Here is a 13967-nt window from a genome sequence, read left to right as displayed (position 1 = left end):
CTAATCCCTCCTCTTGCTCTAGTTTGCCGAAACTTGAACAAAATGTCACTTCACAACGTTTTAGCAAAATCCGATATAGTAGAAGAGGGAGGGACGGCGACATGAACGGAAAGATCACTCTTGGATTGATCAGCGCGTTCGCGCTGGTATCATTTGTGTTTGGACTCTCACTTGCGACATTTGTCGATTATCAGATCAATGAGGAGCAAGTCGTTCTCGAACGACTGACGACCCACAAAAAAATCGGCCCGGCAGAAATCCTTTCGACCGAAGTGGATTTTCATTTGAACGGTTCGAATTATGCGCTTCGCTTCACGGATGAACCTCACATCACGTATTGGTTCAGTGTCGCGGACCGTGAAATTCAATTCGATCGGATTGAATCGTTGGACCGACGTGATATCGGGCTTCGAACCGTGCTGTTCGAAGAGATGCCACCCTTAGCAATCGAATCGGCAAACGCTGCTGAATGAAGAAAAGACGCCAAACGAACGAATCCTTTCCGTGAAAAGGACGTGACGTTTAGCGTCTTTTTCTAATTGAGTGGAAACGATGGCGCGGAAGGCGCCACTTCTTTAATCATCGTGTAGGTTCCTGCTTGGGTTGGCGATCCGCCTTGTCGGATCAAAGCGTATCGTAGCTCTGGTTGGAGCGAAGTCAACGTGACCCGAATCTGTTCAAGCGACCTGAACCGGAAATAAAATTCTTGCTGAATAAAAGACACGGCCTCTTGAATCAATTCATCGCTACCTGACACGTGGAGTTCATATACGTCCAGTCGTCCAGATCCAATTCTTGATCGCATGATGCCGACGATTTTCCCTTTCAATTTAAGGGAATGGAAGACTTCCTGACGACGTTCATGCTCGAGCAGTCGTGATGCAGTCAGCGGCAACACATCAGTCAGCATATGCGCATATTGATTTCGGTAGGCGAGCCAGCTAGAGTGTGTCGCAAAATAATCAACGTGAAGCGACCAGTTCTCGTATGTATATTTTTGGAAAGGGATGAGCGGCAATGTGTAAGTGACAGTCTCGTGATATGGATCAAAACCGAGCACTTCAAACATTCGACGCTTATCTTGGTCGTGGTCTTGTTTGACGTGTAACAGCAACGTTGTGTCATGTATACTGTTTCGACGTATCTCACGGATCAGTCGGTCGAGCAAACCTCGGAAGACATAGCGGTCCCGATAAGCCTCGTGCGTGAGCCGGATCATCTGATCCGTTGCATAATCGCTATAGTCGGAGGCGATTGCTGCGACGGGAACATCTCCTTGCCAGGCCGTATGGACATATTGGTGTGGTCGGATGGCGAGGATGTGAGGCGACTCGCCCGGGTTGTACAATTGGTGAAGCAGTGAACGTTTTTTAGGTTGGATTTGGCGACACTCCGCGAATATAAGCGTCCGTTTCATGAGGAATCCTTCTTTCTTCTAAAATAATCACTACCCTTAAATTGTAAGGGCTACCAATTGAAAAATGTCGTGTTCATTTTATGAACATTCATCATGTTTGATTACTGTTTTGACACGTGGAAAGTCAGATTTTTAAAGGGGAATGGTGAGGGAAATGGCTTTGGAATGAGCATTTTATCGAAGTGTGATCCGTGTCGGAACAAGGAAGTTTAGAGCAACGAAGGGGCTGTGAGATTTGTTAAACTTTTCCGGTGGGAAGAGGAGAAACGAATGGGTCGAAGCGAGAGAGACGTGCTATACTGTCAGTGAGAAAAAACGACAGGAGTATGATATGCGATACGTAATAAGTTTATGGTTGGCGCTGCTATTGGTCGGTGTCCCGGCCACGGCTCTTGCCGAGACTGAACCGATTGTAGTCCATGACAATGTCATCGTTGAAGAACAGGTCGAGTTATACGAAGGCTTCCGGTCACCAAATGAGATGGTGTTTATTTTCGTTTTAATTGTTCTGTTGTCAGTGATCGGGTTGGGCATTATTAACGCGATTGAATAACGTGAAAACGTTCACAAAACTGCAATAACTATCCCGGAAGCGGTTTCAAATATCTTTTATACTAGGTATGTAGGAAGGAAGTTCTGCACCAACTTCCACTCCTCTTTTCAGATGAACACCCCTCGTTCATATCATGTTTTGGAGTCAACCGACGCCGTCGGTTGACTCCCTTTTTTTTAAAATTGGATGCGTTTCTCTTTGGCTAGCCGGCGAAGTCGTTTCGTTTCATCAGAATGTCCGCGGCTCTCGAGCATATTGACATACACTTTGAACGGTTCTGAACGGTGTGAGAAGAAGGGGATGTACTCAGAAAACAACTTCCGTTCAGCTTCTGACAATTGTCCGCGCTCAACGAGGAGTTCGAGTTCAAGCATTTTAAGTGCTTGATAGTCCTCAAGTGCACTGTCATCGGACGGGGCTTTGGCAAGTGTCCGTTCACAAAGTGTGATGATGCGTTGATGGAATAAATTCCATTCAAACGAAGTGTAGGGTTGCTCAAGAAGTGTAGAGAGTAAGTCGACCCGTGTCGAGTCAACATCTTTTGGGACGTGGAGCGCCGTGTACAAAGAACGATCGATCCACACGTCGGAGGTGGGGGCGTCGAGTTGATAGTAATGAATCAATTGAGTGAGCATCGTGGTTTGCGAGAGTTTCAGCAGTCGAAACGGGTCACTTGTTGAAAATAGGGGCTCTTCCCCTGCCGAAGAGGACAAGAGTAAAAACATTTCCTCATACATCGTCCGTGCCTCTGCTTCATCTTCGGCGTAATACGATAAGTCACGAATGATTTTCTTGGCGTGTATATACCAATTCTTTTGATCGCGTTCGCTCATGATTTGATTTGGCAGCAAGTAGAGGTGATCGTAAGCCAATTCCACGAAGCGTTCAGCGAGGATTACTGTCTGCGAGAGCGAATGTCGCTCGTCTGACGATTTTTGTTCTTTGTAACGAGTGAACTGACTAATCATGTAATCCATATCTTTTTCTTCGATAACGGCTTTAGGGGTGTTTCGGTACATTTCGACGACTAAATCGCGAAGAGTCGTCTCTCCGTACTGTTCAAGTAACATGCGGAGCTTCCCGATGCGCATTAGCTCTCCCTCCCTTCAAAGGACATCGAACGGGCTGCCATGTCTCGTTTATAGGCAGACACCGATTATTATTCCTTTCCCGCTTTTCATTTAAAACAATCCTCGCGTCTCATGCTTAAGACGGATTTTTGCGCTAACCGTTGTCAGAATAGAGTTTGTCGATGATAATGTAGGAAAATCTAAACTATAGAGGTACATCATATGAATGACGATCAACAACTCTCACGTGTCGAACGACGCAGACGTGAATTAGAACGCGAGCGGCTAGAAGAACTGTCTCGCGATGAACAAGTGAATCCGGGTGAGGCGGAAGACGAAGTGATTCGCCCTTCACCAGAGTCGAAGCAAGCGGAAGGACAAGACCATCCATTTTTAGATCGTTCCGATGTAAAACGGACCGAGACGAACAATAATCGAAAACGGAAGGTTCAGGCACCTAAACTGAAGATGCCGTTCGGGAAAAAAGCGAAGCGCCAAAAGCGTGAGGACAAGCGAGAACCTCGCTCTCATGACACGAAAGAGCGTGTTCCGAAGCAGCAAAGCAGCGTACCGCCGAAACAAAAGCCGCAAAAAGACAAGCGCAAGCGCCGAAGTTGGAAAGGAAAGCTCTTGCTCGTCTTGTTGCTCCTCGTGATCGGGGTCGGTTATATGGCATCAAACCCAGTTACGTTCTTAGTCATGGGCAGTGACGCCCGTGTCGGCGAATCGGTGTCCGGTTCACGAACCGATTCGCTTCAGTTGATGGAGTTCGTCCCGCGTTCGCGGACCGTTCAAAACGTATCGATTCCACGAGATACGTATACGACGATCCCTTGTGAACCTGAGCGCGAAGGCGATAAGATTACCCATGCCTTCGCTTATGGAGGCGCTGAGTGTACGGTCGGTGCAGTCGAAGGATTGACCGAGACTTCGGTCGACGGTCAAGTCGTCATCACGTTCGAGACGTTCATGGAATTGATCGACGTCGTCGGCGGAGTGAACATCACGGCCACCCATTCGTTCAGCGAAAAGGGGTTTAATCAAACGTATGAATACACGGAAGGTGTATCGTATTCGATGGACGGGGATATGGCGCTCGCCTACGCGCGACATCGTAAATCGGATACAGACGGTGCCCGTTCAAGTCGCCAAACCGAAGTCATGTCGGCAGTGGCCGACAAGTTGGTAAGCCCGGCCGGATGGTCGAAGATCCCGGCCACGTACAGTTTTATGAAAGATGAGATGGGGCTCGAAATGAATCCGCTGCAAATGGCGTCGGTTGGCCTCACGATGATGCTTCAACCCGAAGTGAACAAACTTCAAGTCGACGGACAAGATGCTTACATTGACAACATCTACTATTACCAACCGAATGAAGAGAGCGTCCAATCGATTCGTGACGCGCTCGACTTAACGATGTGGGGAACTGTGAGATAATTTTGCGAAACGGGTTTGATTCCGTACGGAAAGAGGAATTTTAATCAAATGAACTACTCTTTTGAGGAGGGAAATTTGAATGAAAGTTTTAGTCATTGGAGCAACAGGAAAGATCGGTAGACGTGTCTTGAAAAGTTTAGCGAAAACGCATCAAGTGACCGCTTTAATTCGTTATCCTGAACTGCAAGCAGAGTACGAAAAAATGGGTGCGCGCGTGCTCACCGTCGATGTTGAAAAAGAGCTTGATAAAAAGATTCACGAGGCGACCGCTGGCCAAGACGCCGTCATCGTCGCTGCGACAGCAGGTGCTGAAGGCACGAGCAAAGAGATTGAACTGCTTGACCGGAACGTCGCGATGAAAGCGATTGACGCCGCTAAAAAAGAGCGCGTCCGTCACGTGGTCTTACTAAGCGCATACGGTGCCGATCGACCAGACGCGGGCCCGAAAGAACATTACAACTTCTTGTCTGCGAATAATGCGGCCGATGAGTATATCGAACATAGCGGCTTGAACTACACGATCATTTGCCCAGTGGCAATTATAGATGGACCTGGAAAAGGGTCGATCGAAGCTTCAGAAGACTTAAGTGACGCCTCAGGCGCCACGATTTCCGAGACGGACGTCGCGACAGTCATTGCTGCCTCGCTCGATAATCGGGGCTTGTACGGACGTCGGATTGAAATTAGATCAGGAAGTACACCGATCAACGATGCACTCGATTTTGATAGTCGAGGCGAAGCCGCGACAGCTGGAAGAACGACACTTCGTCGACCACAGCGATGACCGAAAAAATGAAGGAGAAGGTGTCTTGATGGAACGAAAACTGTACAAAGATCCGTCTGACCAAATGATAGCAGGCGTTTGCTCGGGGCTCGGGAAGTACCTCGGAGTAGACGTGACGTTGATGCGGATCATCTTCGTCGTTCTCGCCTTATTCGGCGGACCGGGCTTGTTAATTTATATCGTGCTCGCGATTGTCATGAAAAAACCGCCTTCAGAGTATGAGGCGGAACAAGAAAGCCGCTTCTAACGAAAACGTGCTGACCAATGCGGTCAGCACGTTTTTTCATTCCGTATAGAGCGTGTAAGTCGCTTCGAACGTTTCGTTCGGTGCGAGCAACTGCATATCTTCTTTTTGACGGATGTCTTTACGATGTCCTTTATAATCGGCATGACCGAACCAAGGTTCGAGGCAGGCGAACGGGGCGTCAGACTGAGGCGGTGACCAAATCCCGAAATGGGTGAATGTCGGGCACTCCATGACGATGGCGCGACCGCTCGGTTGGTGGCGCAGTGCAGCATACTCGATATTTTCGAAAATTAAAGCGTCTTGGTCGAACAAGTGATGCGAGAGCGGGATGTAGCGGCGTTCGCCGAGCGGTTGATAGGCGCCGGTCAAATAAGGACCCTCTAACAATAAGCGATCAAGTGAGCGCGTCTCACCGAAATCGATTGTATACTCTTCGAACACCCCGCCCGCGAACGGGATATTGAAGGCAGGGTGTCCGCCGATGCTGAACGGTAACACCTCGTCGCCGCCGTTTCGGACGCGATATGTCACGTTCAATTCCTCGCCGATCAGTCGATAGTCCACGTGAAGTTCGAACGGGAACGGATAGTGTTTCTGTGTCTCGACCGAGTCACGGAGAACGAACCGGACGTGTGTATCAGACGATTCTGCGACTTCGAACGTCTCATCGCGAGCGAATCCGTGTTGGCTCATCGTATACGTCAAGCCATCATATAAGTAACGGTCATCCAACAATCGTCCGACGAACGGGAATAAAATCGGGGCTTGTCGTCCCCAATACGTAGGGTCGCCTTGCCAGAGTAGCTCGGTCCCGTCGACTTTCCAACTCGTCATTTCCGCGCCTTGCGCTTTCAAAGTGACACTGACTTTTTCATTGTGAAGTTGCACGATAGTTCCGCTCCTTTGAGTGAATGTGATAAGTTAAGTTTAGAAATGAATAGGACAGAGAACAAGGGGTAAATGATGCGATTTCATAAACTGGCTATTGGATTGATTATGGCGGGACTGATCGCCGGTCTGGGCTATAAAGGGTATGACGAATACAAGGCGAGTCAAGCGAGCGAACAGACTGACCGTGTCGCGACGGACGACACGGTTCTCGGTGGTCTCGAGATCGGTCAACGCGCGCCCGCCTTCGAACTGGAGACAATCGAAGGGGAAACGTTGGCACTTGATGCATACGCAGGACAGCAAGTCGTCTTAAACTTCTGGGCATCGTGGTGCCCGCCTTGCCGAGAAGAACTGCCGGAATTGATCGAGTTCGGCGAAGAAACCGGGATTCCGGTGCTCGGGGTGAACGTCACGAAAAATGAGCGACGCGGCAGACAAGACGTCGAGGCGTTTTTGAAAGAAGTCCCGGTCAGCTTCCCGGTATTATTGGACGAAGCAGGCGCGGTGGAGAAGACGTACCGCGTCGTCGCTTTGCCGACAACGTATGTCGTCGGTCCGGACGGTGTGATTACAGCCAAACAAGTCGGTCCGGTCGACTTTAACTGGTTACGCGAACAGACAAAATGAACGTACAAAGACAGACTGGAAGAGAACCGGTCTGTCTTTGTTTACTTTTTATAATGTTGTTTGATGAGCGCATCGAAATTCGGTGTCATGTCTTCTTCAAGATAATAATGGTGGTTATCTCGAATGATCGTATCGCCAACCCGTGCTTCTGATGGCAAGAATCGTCGTGGGATAAAACTTGAGCCGTTGTTCCAACGTAACACGGCGTATTTCCCTTCGACTCGCACCAACGTGCCGTATTTGATCATGCCTCTTCCTCCTCAGCGAACAGCTTTCTGTCTCTTTTATTCTTATAGAGTGTATTCCCATATTCCATAAAACCTACACATATTTGAATGTTGCTACACAAACGAAGGAGAAGTAAACAACGATCAGTAATTGTGAAGAAAGTTTGAAGAAAACGCTTTCTTTTTGAAATGTTTTCTTCTATAATGAAGGCACGGGGTGATTATGACGAATTTGTGAACAATGGGGGTATGGTCAATGTTTTCATCAGCTATGATCGGATTGCTCGCTCTTACCGGAGTGACGATTTATGGGATTGACCGTATGTTCACGGTCCGTTCAGAACGCATCACAAAGAAATAGGTTTACATAGGGGGATCGCAACGTCTTGGGGAGACGTTGCGATTTTTTTGCGTCAATAGTCGCGTTGGCGTGCCTCGCGCTCATGCTCTTTTTGTTCGACATGTTTTCGATTGCGTTCGTGAACCCGGTTAAAAAAGGCGTGCTCAGGCCAAAGCGAGGACCAGACGCGTTCTTCAGGCAAAGCGAGGATATATTCTTCGGCAGCGCTGAGTCGCTCAATCATCTTACTGCGGTCATCACATAGGTCGCCGTGGCCGGGGATGAGCCAACGGATCTCGTGTTCGTAGACGGCGGATTGAAGTTTTTGAAGCGATTCGAGATACGCTTCCGCGTCGTGCTCAATGAACGGTGGTTCGATGTTCGATCCGTAATCACCGCACACGAGCAGACGCAACGGTTCGACAATGAGTGACATATGGGTCGCTTCATGTCCTGGCGTCAAGTAGAACGTGATCGGGGTAGCACCGAGCTCGACCGTACTGTCTTCGGAGATGATGATGTCGACGACCGGCTTTTGAATCGGGCGGTCGATGTAATACTGTTCGTAGAACGTTTTAATCTCTTCAAGTTGGGCGCTGGCGTCTGTTTCGACGAACGTTTTTGAAGCAATCACGGTCGCATCAGGGAAAGCGTAAGCGCCGATGATATGGTCATAGTGCTGGTGCGTATAAATGACGTACAATTTCTTACCTTGTCGCTTCAACTCGATATCGCGACGGATGGTCGCAACTTCTTCTGGCAACCAGTTCGGGTCGATTAAGATGAGGCTGTCTTCAGTGTCGATCAAAGTCGATGTGGTTCGCATTAAAGCACTCTCATAAACGGTAAATGGCTGTAGGCGGACTTGAATCATGGTGATCCCTCCTTCATATCTCCAATTCTTTTCCCGAATCGGTCTCATTTAAGCGTGACGTCAAAAAACAAAAGAGCAGGAAGTCGAATGACCTCCTGCTCGTTACATGGTGTGCACCATGTGGTTATGTGTGCGAGTTAAGCCTCGCGAATATGTCGGAAATTGGAGCGGGTGAAGAGAATCGAACTCTCGTCATCAGCTTGGAAGGCTGAGGTTTTACCATTAAACTACACCCGCACATTCAAGTATAAGATTTAAAAATTGGAGCGGGTGAAGAGAATCGAACTCTCGTCATCAGCTTGGAAGGCTGAGGTTTTACCATTAAACTACACCCGCGAAACGCTTAACGTTACGGTAATATAATAGCACACGATTTAACCTTTGCAAACCCTTTTTCGAAAAAACATTAGTTGTGGCGGATAGGTGGTCTTGCTAAGATAATAGAAGAGGGGAGTGGGACGGGTATGAGCGAACGAAAATCTTATTTGAAGATGATGAGTGAAGGGTTTCGCATGATGAACCAGGCGAAACAAGTCGAACAAACTGTAACGCTCCGTCAATGGACGTTCTCGGTGCGGCATGAGTCGATGTGGCATGTGATTTTACGGACTGACCGGCTAAAATGGGTCAGTTCACCGACCGAGACGTTGGTCATCGAGCCGATGTTCGTTCAAATCGGAGCGTTGCATCTCACGCGCCACGTTGAAACGAACGAGGTACGTTTGAAAATCGAGGAAGAATGGGGAATTGAAAGTAAGATCGTCTGCGACGACCAAGAGTGGGAACGATTCGTCGAAGCGCTCAAACAATTGAAGGGGGAGTAGTCGTGAGTCGAGAACGACTGTATCGGATTGAAGCGGAAGCCCGTGGCAGCGCTTGGCGGGCCCGCGTATTGACCGGCATCCAACGGTTCCGCTTTTTTAAAGGGGAACTGCTCGCACCGACTGAACGACCCTACGTCGTCTTGAGCATCTCCCAAGACGCGGGGGCGTTACCCGATTTGATTGAGACGGATATGGGCGTCTTGCTCATCCACGAACGAATCGGACCCATCTTTATGAATCTATGTCCGTACGACATCCAGCTCGTCCGGGTTGAACTGCATACGAGTACCGGCAAGACCGACCACTATTGCGCGCTCAACGTCTTACGCCGATTTGAGATCGAGCACCTCGAGGATTCCGGTGAATATCGTCCGTTAAGCGAGGATCGTCTCTACTTTCTGTCCCGACAAACCGTTCGGATGGATTTATGCGGACATATGATCGCCCAAGATCGAAACAGCCAACGCCTTTACGTGACGGAGCGGCTCAAATATGCGCTGCAAGCCAAAATGGTCACCGGCCTGACATTCAAGAAAACGAAGGAGCAATTAGCATGAAAGAATACGAAATCGACGGGTGGCTTCGTTTATCCTACCCAGAGCACTATGAATACAATGAAGAAGAGGATCACGTCAGCTTCTATTCGGTGGAGGAAGATGCGCAAGGGACGCTTCAAATGTCTATCTATGAAGCAGAGGAGGCCCAGGCACCTGAAGATGCGGCGCTGCAAGAACTGAATACCTTTTTAGGGGAGTTCCCGATCGACATTAAAGTCGCGCCGAGCGTGACGGATCAATCGGGCGGCATGACGACGGCTTACGCGAGCGGGATTGAAGACGACATGTATTTGGATGTCTGGTCGCTCACGGACGGGAAGCGCCTGTTGTTTTTAACGTACGTCGCCGACAAGAAGACGGATGAAAAGTTAGAGATCGAAGCGATCGTCGATTCCATCGAATGGACATGAAAAGAGACACGAAGCCAAGTTGGCTCGTGTCTCTTGTTCGTTATTGGAACTTTGGTACGTCGAAGTGAACTGTGTACGAATTAAGTTGGCTATACACGTTATTGATTCGATGGGTTTGTTTTAAAGCCCAACCGATATCGGTCGCATATTGATGCACACCCGGTCGGTCTGGGTTGAAACGCATCTTATAAAGTGTATTTTGTTTATAGGTTGGGTGATTGATGTATTGTTCGCTAATCCATCTAGCACCATCTTTAATTGCAATCTCTGGTGTGAACCACTTCTGCTCGAACGCGAATTTCGCGCCTAAAACAACGGGATTGCTATCTGAAGCTCGGATGCCGTACATATTGTAGACTGTAGCCGCAACAGGACGTTCAGGATAGATGCGTGTACCGCTATTATTAATTAATGCGTTGCCGTCTTTATCGACAGGAACCCCTTTAGATAAAAGTGATGAACCATACCCTGTTTCATGTGTAGCGTGGGCAAGCAAATAGACTTCATTTACATTATATTGTTTTCCTGAGTCGATGAAGAGTTGTCCTTTATCGGTTAACGTTCCGCTCAATCTGCCGTTGTTATTGAGGACTTTATTCAACATCGGGGCAGTCGTTCCTGCATTCTTCGTCAAGTCGAGGAATTGATAAAATCCACCTGAACCAACTGTGAAATGATCAGGGTTTGTAAACGCATCAATTTCAGACAACGAAGCGTGACGCCAAACATGATCGTAAATACGAACGTTATGTCCGCCTGGTCGGTAGTACGGACCGATTAAATAGTAATTTCCGACTTGTCCCGTAATACGGACTGTTTCACCAGGGTTAATATGTCCGTATACATGTGAATTCAGATTATCTAAACTAAGAAGTTTTGCTTCTCCGACAACGGAAGAGGCCGGAACGTATCCGATCATTGGACCATAAGAAACTTTGTACCACGTCGAGATGCCGCTCGGACGCTCCATATATTGAAGAAGAGCGCCGCTTGGGATTGTCGCCAACACTTCGGCGTTATTGCTTGACGGATTTTTTTGCAAGTTAATCGATCGAACTGTTTGAAGAGGTGTATGAGTGATCACACCAGTAGACCCGGTGACTTTTACCCACGAACGCGGTAAGTAAGTCGCTTTCGTTTTATTCGCGTCTGTCAGCCCGGAATTGGCGGCTTGGCGTTCGGCCATCCCGCGAACTGTCATTGGATAGTCTGTATACGATACAATGCGTTGGATACCAGTAGCTGGCGGCGTCGTCGTAACGGGTGCCGTATAACTCAAATGGATATAGCCGCCGACGAAACTTCCGCTCGTCAAGATGCCCCATTCCGTATTCAAGACAGGTTTCACTTTTACAATCGTGCCATGGATAAGGGTGCCGATGGCGGCATTTCCAGTCCCAGGAGTCGGCCGGACGTTCAGTGGCGTACCGCTTGAGATGACTTGTACTTCAAGCTCAGGTCCGTATTGTTCGGTTGAAGTCGACGGGGCTGTGAGCGAGAAGTTACGTGCTGCGACATACCCAGTCGTGTTTGCGTAACGAACTTTGAACCATGAGCCCGTCGCGCCGTGCGCCGACAGCTGATCGACTTTTGCACCGACCGGGATCGTTTGAAGGACGTTTCCGCGCGTCGAAGTCGAAGAGTACATCGTCGCCGTCTCTTTAGCGTAGTAAGGTGTGACCTGTTCTGCGACTTGTGACTCAGATAAGTTTCGCATCGGTACGTAACCTGTCAACGAGCCGGCTGCGACTTTCGCCCAAGACCCGGTTGTACCGTGTGTCGAGATCAATTTAACGCTTGTCGCGATTTGAAGTGTGCCGACTACTTTTCTTGAAGTCGACATCGAATTGAAAATACTTGATGTCGATTTGACGTACATCGTTGTCGGTTCGACTGTCACGAGCGGCTGCAAGTTCCGTTTCGCGACATAGCCCGTCTTCCCGCTGTATGTCACTTTGGCCCACGATCCGGTCGCGCCGTGCTCCGAGAGGAACGTTACTTTCGCACCTTTCGGGATCGCAATCAGGGTTGGGGACGTTGAAATCATCGAGCTATGCATCGTCGTGTTTGTTGTCGTACTATGCGTCGGGTTCGCTTGGGGTGCCACGGTTTCGCCTCCTACTTGAGAGAAGTAGCGTTGAGCCACATAGCCAGTTTTCCCGCCGTATGTGACTTTGAACCATGATCCAGTCGCGCCGTGCGTCGATATGTAAGTGACGGTCGCACCTTTTGGAATCGTTGTAACGATTGAAGAGCTCGTTGTCATCGCCGAGCGCATATTGACGGTCGCATTAGCTGTATACGTTTTGGTTGTTGCCGCTTTCGTGACGGTAGACTTCAACGTCAAGTACGAGGAAGAAACGTAGCGCTTTTGACCTTGGAATTCGATTTGGGCCCAGTTGTTGCTTGTCGAATAAACTTGTACAGCAGTTCCTTTCGTCAACTTGCCGACAATCGCTGCCGAAGTCGACGTAGACGACCGGACGTTCAAAATGGAGGTATTCACCGTGCCTTCGTATGTTGCTGCATATGACTCGGTCGGTCCGATCATGCTCAATACTGTGCTAGAGATGAGGACGGCCGCGCTCAGTCGTGTAATAGTTGGTTTCAATGTGTTACCCCTTTCATTCCATATACTTCAATCTATAAGTGTTCTTCGTAGTGCGCGGTCTAAGTATAGCGCACTTAAAAAATGGAAAGAAGATGAAAAATTTCAAAAAAGGTAAATGAATTAGAAAGTCGTTGGTTTAAAATGTAAAAATAAAAAAACCTCCATTTAATAGGAGGTTTTTCCATGTCTTAGCTTAAAGGTTGCGAAAGAGCCAACTGCTTATATCGGTCCACACTTCGTCGCGTTGCCGTTCGCGGAGCACTTCGTGACGCGCGTTGTCGTAAGACAGCACCGTCAGCTCGACTTCTGCTGCCTGATAGTTTCGAACAATCCCTTTCAACCCTTCCCCGTCGTGTACGACCGGGTCGTCCGTTCCGGCGACGAAGAGGATCGGGAGCGTCTTCGGATGTTCATGGATACGGGCGAGGGATGTGACCTCTAGCGAAGCGCTAGCTACTTCATATAAGTAACCGAGTGTCGGGATACCGCCGCAGTCCGGGTCGCTGCGGTAAGAGGCCACTTCTTCCGGGACGCTAGAAATCCAATCGTTCTCCGTCTTGGTTGGGAAGAATTTTAAATTGTAGCGCCCGAACAAGAGGCGTTCGAACAGGCGAGAGTGGTAATCGCTCCCTTTCATACGAATTGCCGACCCGATGGCGTAAAGCCCTAGCCGGCCGACGAAACCAGAGCCAGGAGGCGGCGAAATGGCGACGATGCCGGATAGGTTATGACCCATGATTTGACCGAGACGACGGACGAGCAAAGAACCGAAACTATGTCCGATTACAAACGTCGGCAAATCATTTTGATAGTGACCGATCAATGCGACAGCGTCTTCGACCATTTGGTCAAATCCTTCTTTTGGAAGTAAGTGAGCGTATGTGGATTGAGCACGCGCTGATTTTCCAGCTCCGCGAAGGTCGCAAACAAAAACGTTAAATCCAGTTGTTGCCATAAAGTCGGCGAACTCGACATACCTGCCGTGGTGCTCGAGCATGCCGTGAAACAAGAAACAATTTCCAATCGGGTTCGTTGCCGGGACATGCAATACGTGCGTGCGGTACCCGTCTGCGTACGTGTGCTCAATGACGTCCAAAG

General features: G+C 48.9%; 16 protein-coding genes and 2 tRNA genes. 9 read left to right on the top strand and 9 right to left on the bottom strand.

The window, feature by feature from the left end; translation table 11 throughout:
* The first annotated feature begins 101 nt into the window (after positions 1–101).
* Entirely contained in the window at positions 102–473 is a 372-nt protein-coding gene (locus KNP77_RS05660; protein WP_070328872.1) for a hypothetical protein, read from the top strand.
* A gap of 62 nt (positions 474–535) precedes the next feature.
* Here KNP77_RS05660 and KNP77_RS05655 read toward each other — a convergent pair whose 3' ends face one another.
* On the bottom strand, positions 536–1417 hold the full coding sequence (locus tag KNP77_RS05655) for a hypothetical protein (protein ID WP_131490648.1): 882 nt from the start codon (positions 1415–1417) through the stop codon (positions 536–538).
* A gap of 331 nt (positions 1418–1748) precedes the next feature.
* On the opposite strand from KNP77_RS05655, the gene KNP77_RS05650 reads away from it, so the two are divergent.
* Positions 1749–1970: a hypothetical protein gene (locus KNP77_RS05650; RefSeq protein WP_035385937.1), complete on the top strand. Its 222-nt coding sequence runs from the start codon at positions 1749–1751 to the stop codon at positions 1968–1970.
* Positions 1971–2146: 176 nt separating this feature from the next.
* Here the strand turns inward: KNP77_RS05650 and KNP77_RS05645 are convergent, their stop codons facing one another.
* Positions 2147–3061 carry a hypothetical protein gene (locus tag KNP77_RS05645; RefSeq protein WP_070328874.1) on the bottom strand — a complete coding sequence of 305 codons (915 nt, stop codon included), beginning with the start codon at positions 3059–3061 and terminating at the stop codon, positions 2147–2149.
* Positions 3062–3262: 201 nt separating this feature from the next.
* On the opposite strand from KNP77_RS05645, the gene KNP77_RS05640 reads away from it, so the two are divergent.
* The 3 genes from KNP77_RS05640 (at position 3263) to KNP77_RS05630 (ending at position 5508) form a co-directional block, all read left to right on the top strand.
* On the top strand, positions 3263–4477 hold the full coding sequence (locus KNP77_RS05640; RefSeq protein ID WP_214889135.1) for an LCP family protein: 1215 nt from the start codon (positions 3263–3265) through the stop codon (positions 4475–4477).
* Between the two features lie 79 nt (positions 4478–4556).
* Entirely contained in the window at positions 4557–5261 is a 705-nt protein-coding gene (locus tag KNP77_RS05635) for an SDR family oxidoreductase (RefSeq protein WP_071399121.1), read from the top strand.
* Between the two features lie 28 nt (positions 5262–5289).
* Positions 5290–5508, top strand: a complete 219-nt coding sequence (locus KNP77_RS05630; RefSeq protein ID WP_016508377.1) for a PspC domain-containing protein — start codon at positions 5290–5292, stop codon at positions 5506–5508.
* 36 nt (positions 5509–5544) lie between these two features.
* Here KNP77_RS05630 and KNP77_RS05625 read toward each other — a convergent pair whose 3' ends face one another.
* Positions 5545–6396 carry an aldose 1-epimerase family protein gene (locus KNP77_RS05625; protein ID WP_233589682.1) on the bottom strand — a complete coding sequence of 284 codons (852 nt, stop codon included), beginning with the start codon at positions 6394–6396 and terminating at the stop codon, positions 5545–5547.
* 75 nt (positions 6397–6471) lie between these two features.
* Here KNP77_RS05625 and KNP77_RS05620 point away from each other — a divergent pair, with 75 nt between their 5' ends.
* Positions 6472–7026 carry a TlpA family protein disulfide reductase gene (locus KNP77_RS05620; RefSeq protein WP_214889133.1) on the top strand — a complete coding sequence of 185 codons (555 nt, stop codon included), beginning with the start codon at positions 6472–6474 and terminating at the stop codon, positions 7024–7026.
* A gap of 41 nt (positions 7027–7067) precedes the next feature.
* Here the strand turns inward: KNP77_RS05620 and KNP77_RS05615 are convergent, their stop codons facing one another.
* The 4 genes from KNP77_RS05615 to KNP77_RS05600 form a co-directional block, all read right to left on the bottom strand.
* On the bottom strand, positions 7068–7274 hold the full coding sequence (locus tag KNP77_RS05615; RefSeq protein WP_016508383.1) for a DUF3006 domain-containing protein: 207 nt from the start codon (positions 7272–7274) through the stop codon (positions 7068–7070).
* Positions 7275–7666: 392 nt separating this feature from the next.
* Positions 7667–8467 carry an MBL fold metallo-hydrolase gene (locus KNP77_RS05610; protein ID WP_131505094.1) on the bottom strand — a complete coding sequence of 267 codons (801 nt, stop codon included), beginning with the start codon at positions 8465–8467 and terminating at the stop codon, positions 7667–7669.
* Positions 8468–8630: 163 nt separating this feature from the next.
* A tRNA-Gly gene (locus tag KNP77_RS05605) sits at positions 8631–8704 on the bottom strand.
* 25 nt (positions 8705–8729) lie between these two features.
* Positions 8730–8803: transfer RNA gene (locus tag KNP77_RS05600), tRNA-Gly, on the bottom strand.
* Positions 8804–8931: 128 nt separating this feature from the next.
* Here KNP77_RS05600 and KNP77_RS05595 point away from each other — a divergent pair.
* The 3 genes from KNP77_RS05595 to KNP77_RS05585 are packed head-to-tail and all read left to right on the top strand — an operon-like array spanning position 8932 to position 10258.
* Positions 8932–9291 carry a hypothetical protein gene (locus tag KNP77_RS05595; protein WP_131441135.1) on the top strand — a complete coding sequence of 120 codons (360 nt, stop codon included), beginning with the start codon at positions 8932–8934 and terminating at the stop codon, positions 9289–9291.
* 2 nt (positions 9292–9293) lie between these two features.
* Positions 9294–9848, top strand: coding sequence for a hypothetical protein (locus tag KNP77_RS05590; RefSeq protein ID WP_070328879.1), 555 nt, complete (start codon positions 9294–9296; stop codon positions 9846–9848).
* The gene (locus tag KNP77_RS05585) at positions 9845–10258 is read left to right on the top strand and encodes a hypothetical protein (protein WP_070328880.1); all 414 of its coding nucleotides are present in this window, start codon (positions 9845–9847) and stop codon (positions 10256–10258) included. The genes KNP77_RS05590 and KNP77_RS05585 overlap by 4 nt, the downstream gene beginning before the upstream one ends.
* Positions 10259–10298: 40 nt before the next feature.
* Here the strand turns inward: KNP77_RS05585 and KNP77_RS05580 are convergent, their stop codons facing one another.
* Complete coding sequence (locus KNP77_RS05580; protein WP_214889130.1) at positions 10299–12869, bottom strand: SH3 domain-containing protein; 2571 nt, start codon at positions 12867–12869, stop codon at positions 10299–10301.
* A gap of 193 nt (positions 12870–13062) precedes the next feature.
* Positions 13063–13965: an alpha/beta fold hydrolase gene (locus tag KNP77_RS05575; protein WP_214889127.1), complete on the bottom strand. Its 903-nt coding sequence runs from the start codon at positions 13963–13965 to the stop codon at positions 13063–13065.
* Between the last annotated feature and the right edge of the window lie 2 nt (positions 13966–13967).

Origin of the sequence: Exiguobacterium sp. s142 (assembly GCF_018618455.1) — a bacterium.
GTDB classification, from domain to species: Bacteria; Bacillota; Bacilli; order Exiguobacteriales; family Exiguobacteriaceae; genus Exiguobacterium; species Exiguobacterium aurantiacum_A.
Note: the sequence above shows the minus strand (reverse complement) of the source record. Positions and strands in the feature narration are given on the sequence as shown.

Bases quoted from the DNA above. Each gene is read 5' to 3' on its own strand.
- KNP77_RS05660 (WP_070328872.1), top strand. From the start codon at position 102: ATGAACGGAAAGATCACTCTTGGATTGATCAGCGCGTTCGCGCTGGTA.
- KNP77_RS05655 (WP_131490648.1), bottom strand. From the start codon at position 1,417: ATGAAACGGACGCTTATATTCGCGGAGTGTCGCCAAATCCAACCTAAA.
- KNP77_RS05650 (WP_035385937.1), top strand. From the start codon at position 1,749: ATGCGATACGTAATAAGTTTATGGTTGGCGCTGCTATTGGTCGGTGTC.
- KNP77_RS05645 (WP_070328874.1), bottom strand. From the start codon at position 3,061: ATGCGCATCGGGAAGCTCCGCATGTTACTTGAACAGTACGGAGAGACG.
- KNP77_RS05640 (WP_214889135.1), top strand. From the start codon at position 3,263: ATGAATGACGATCAACAACTCTCACGTGTCGAACGACGCAGACGTGAA.
- KNP77_RS05635 (WP_071399121.1), top strand. From the start codon at position 4,557: ATGAAAGTTTTAGTCATTGGAGCAACAGGAAAGATCGGTAGACGTGTC.
- KNP77_RS05630 (WP_016508377.1), top strand. From the start codon at position 5,290: ATGGAACGAAAACTGTACAAAGATCCGTCTGACCAAATGATAGCAGGC.
- KNP77_RS05620 (WP_214889133.1), top strand. From the start codon at position 6,472: ATGCGATTTCATAAACTGGCTATTGGATTGATTATGGCGGGACTGATC.
- KNP77_RS05615 (WP_016508383.1), bottom strand. From the start codon at position 7,274: ATGATCAAATACGGCACGTTGGTGCGAGTCGAAGGGAAATACGCCGTG.
- KNP77_RS05610 (WP_131505094.1), bottom strand. From the start codon at position 8,467: ATGATTCAAGTCCGCCTACAGCCATTTACCGTTTATGAGAGTGCTTTA.
- KNP77_RS05595 (WP_131441135.1), top strand. From the start codon at position 8,932: ATGAGCGAACGAAAATCTTATTTGAAGATGATGAGTGAAGGGTTTCGC.
- KNP77_RS05585 (WP_070328880.1), top strand. From the start codon at position 9,845: ATGAAAGAATACGAAATCGACGGGTGGCTTCGTTTATCCTACCCAGAG.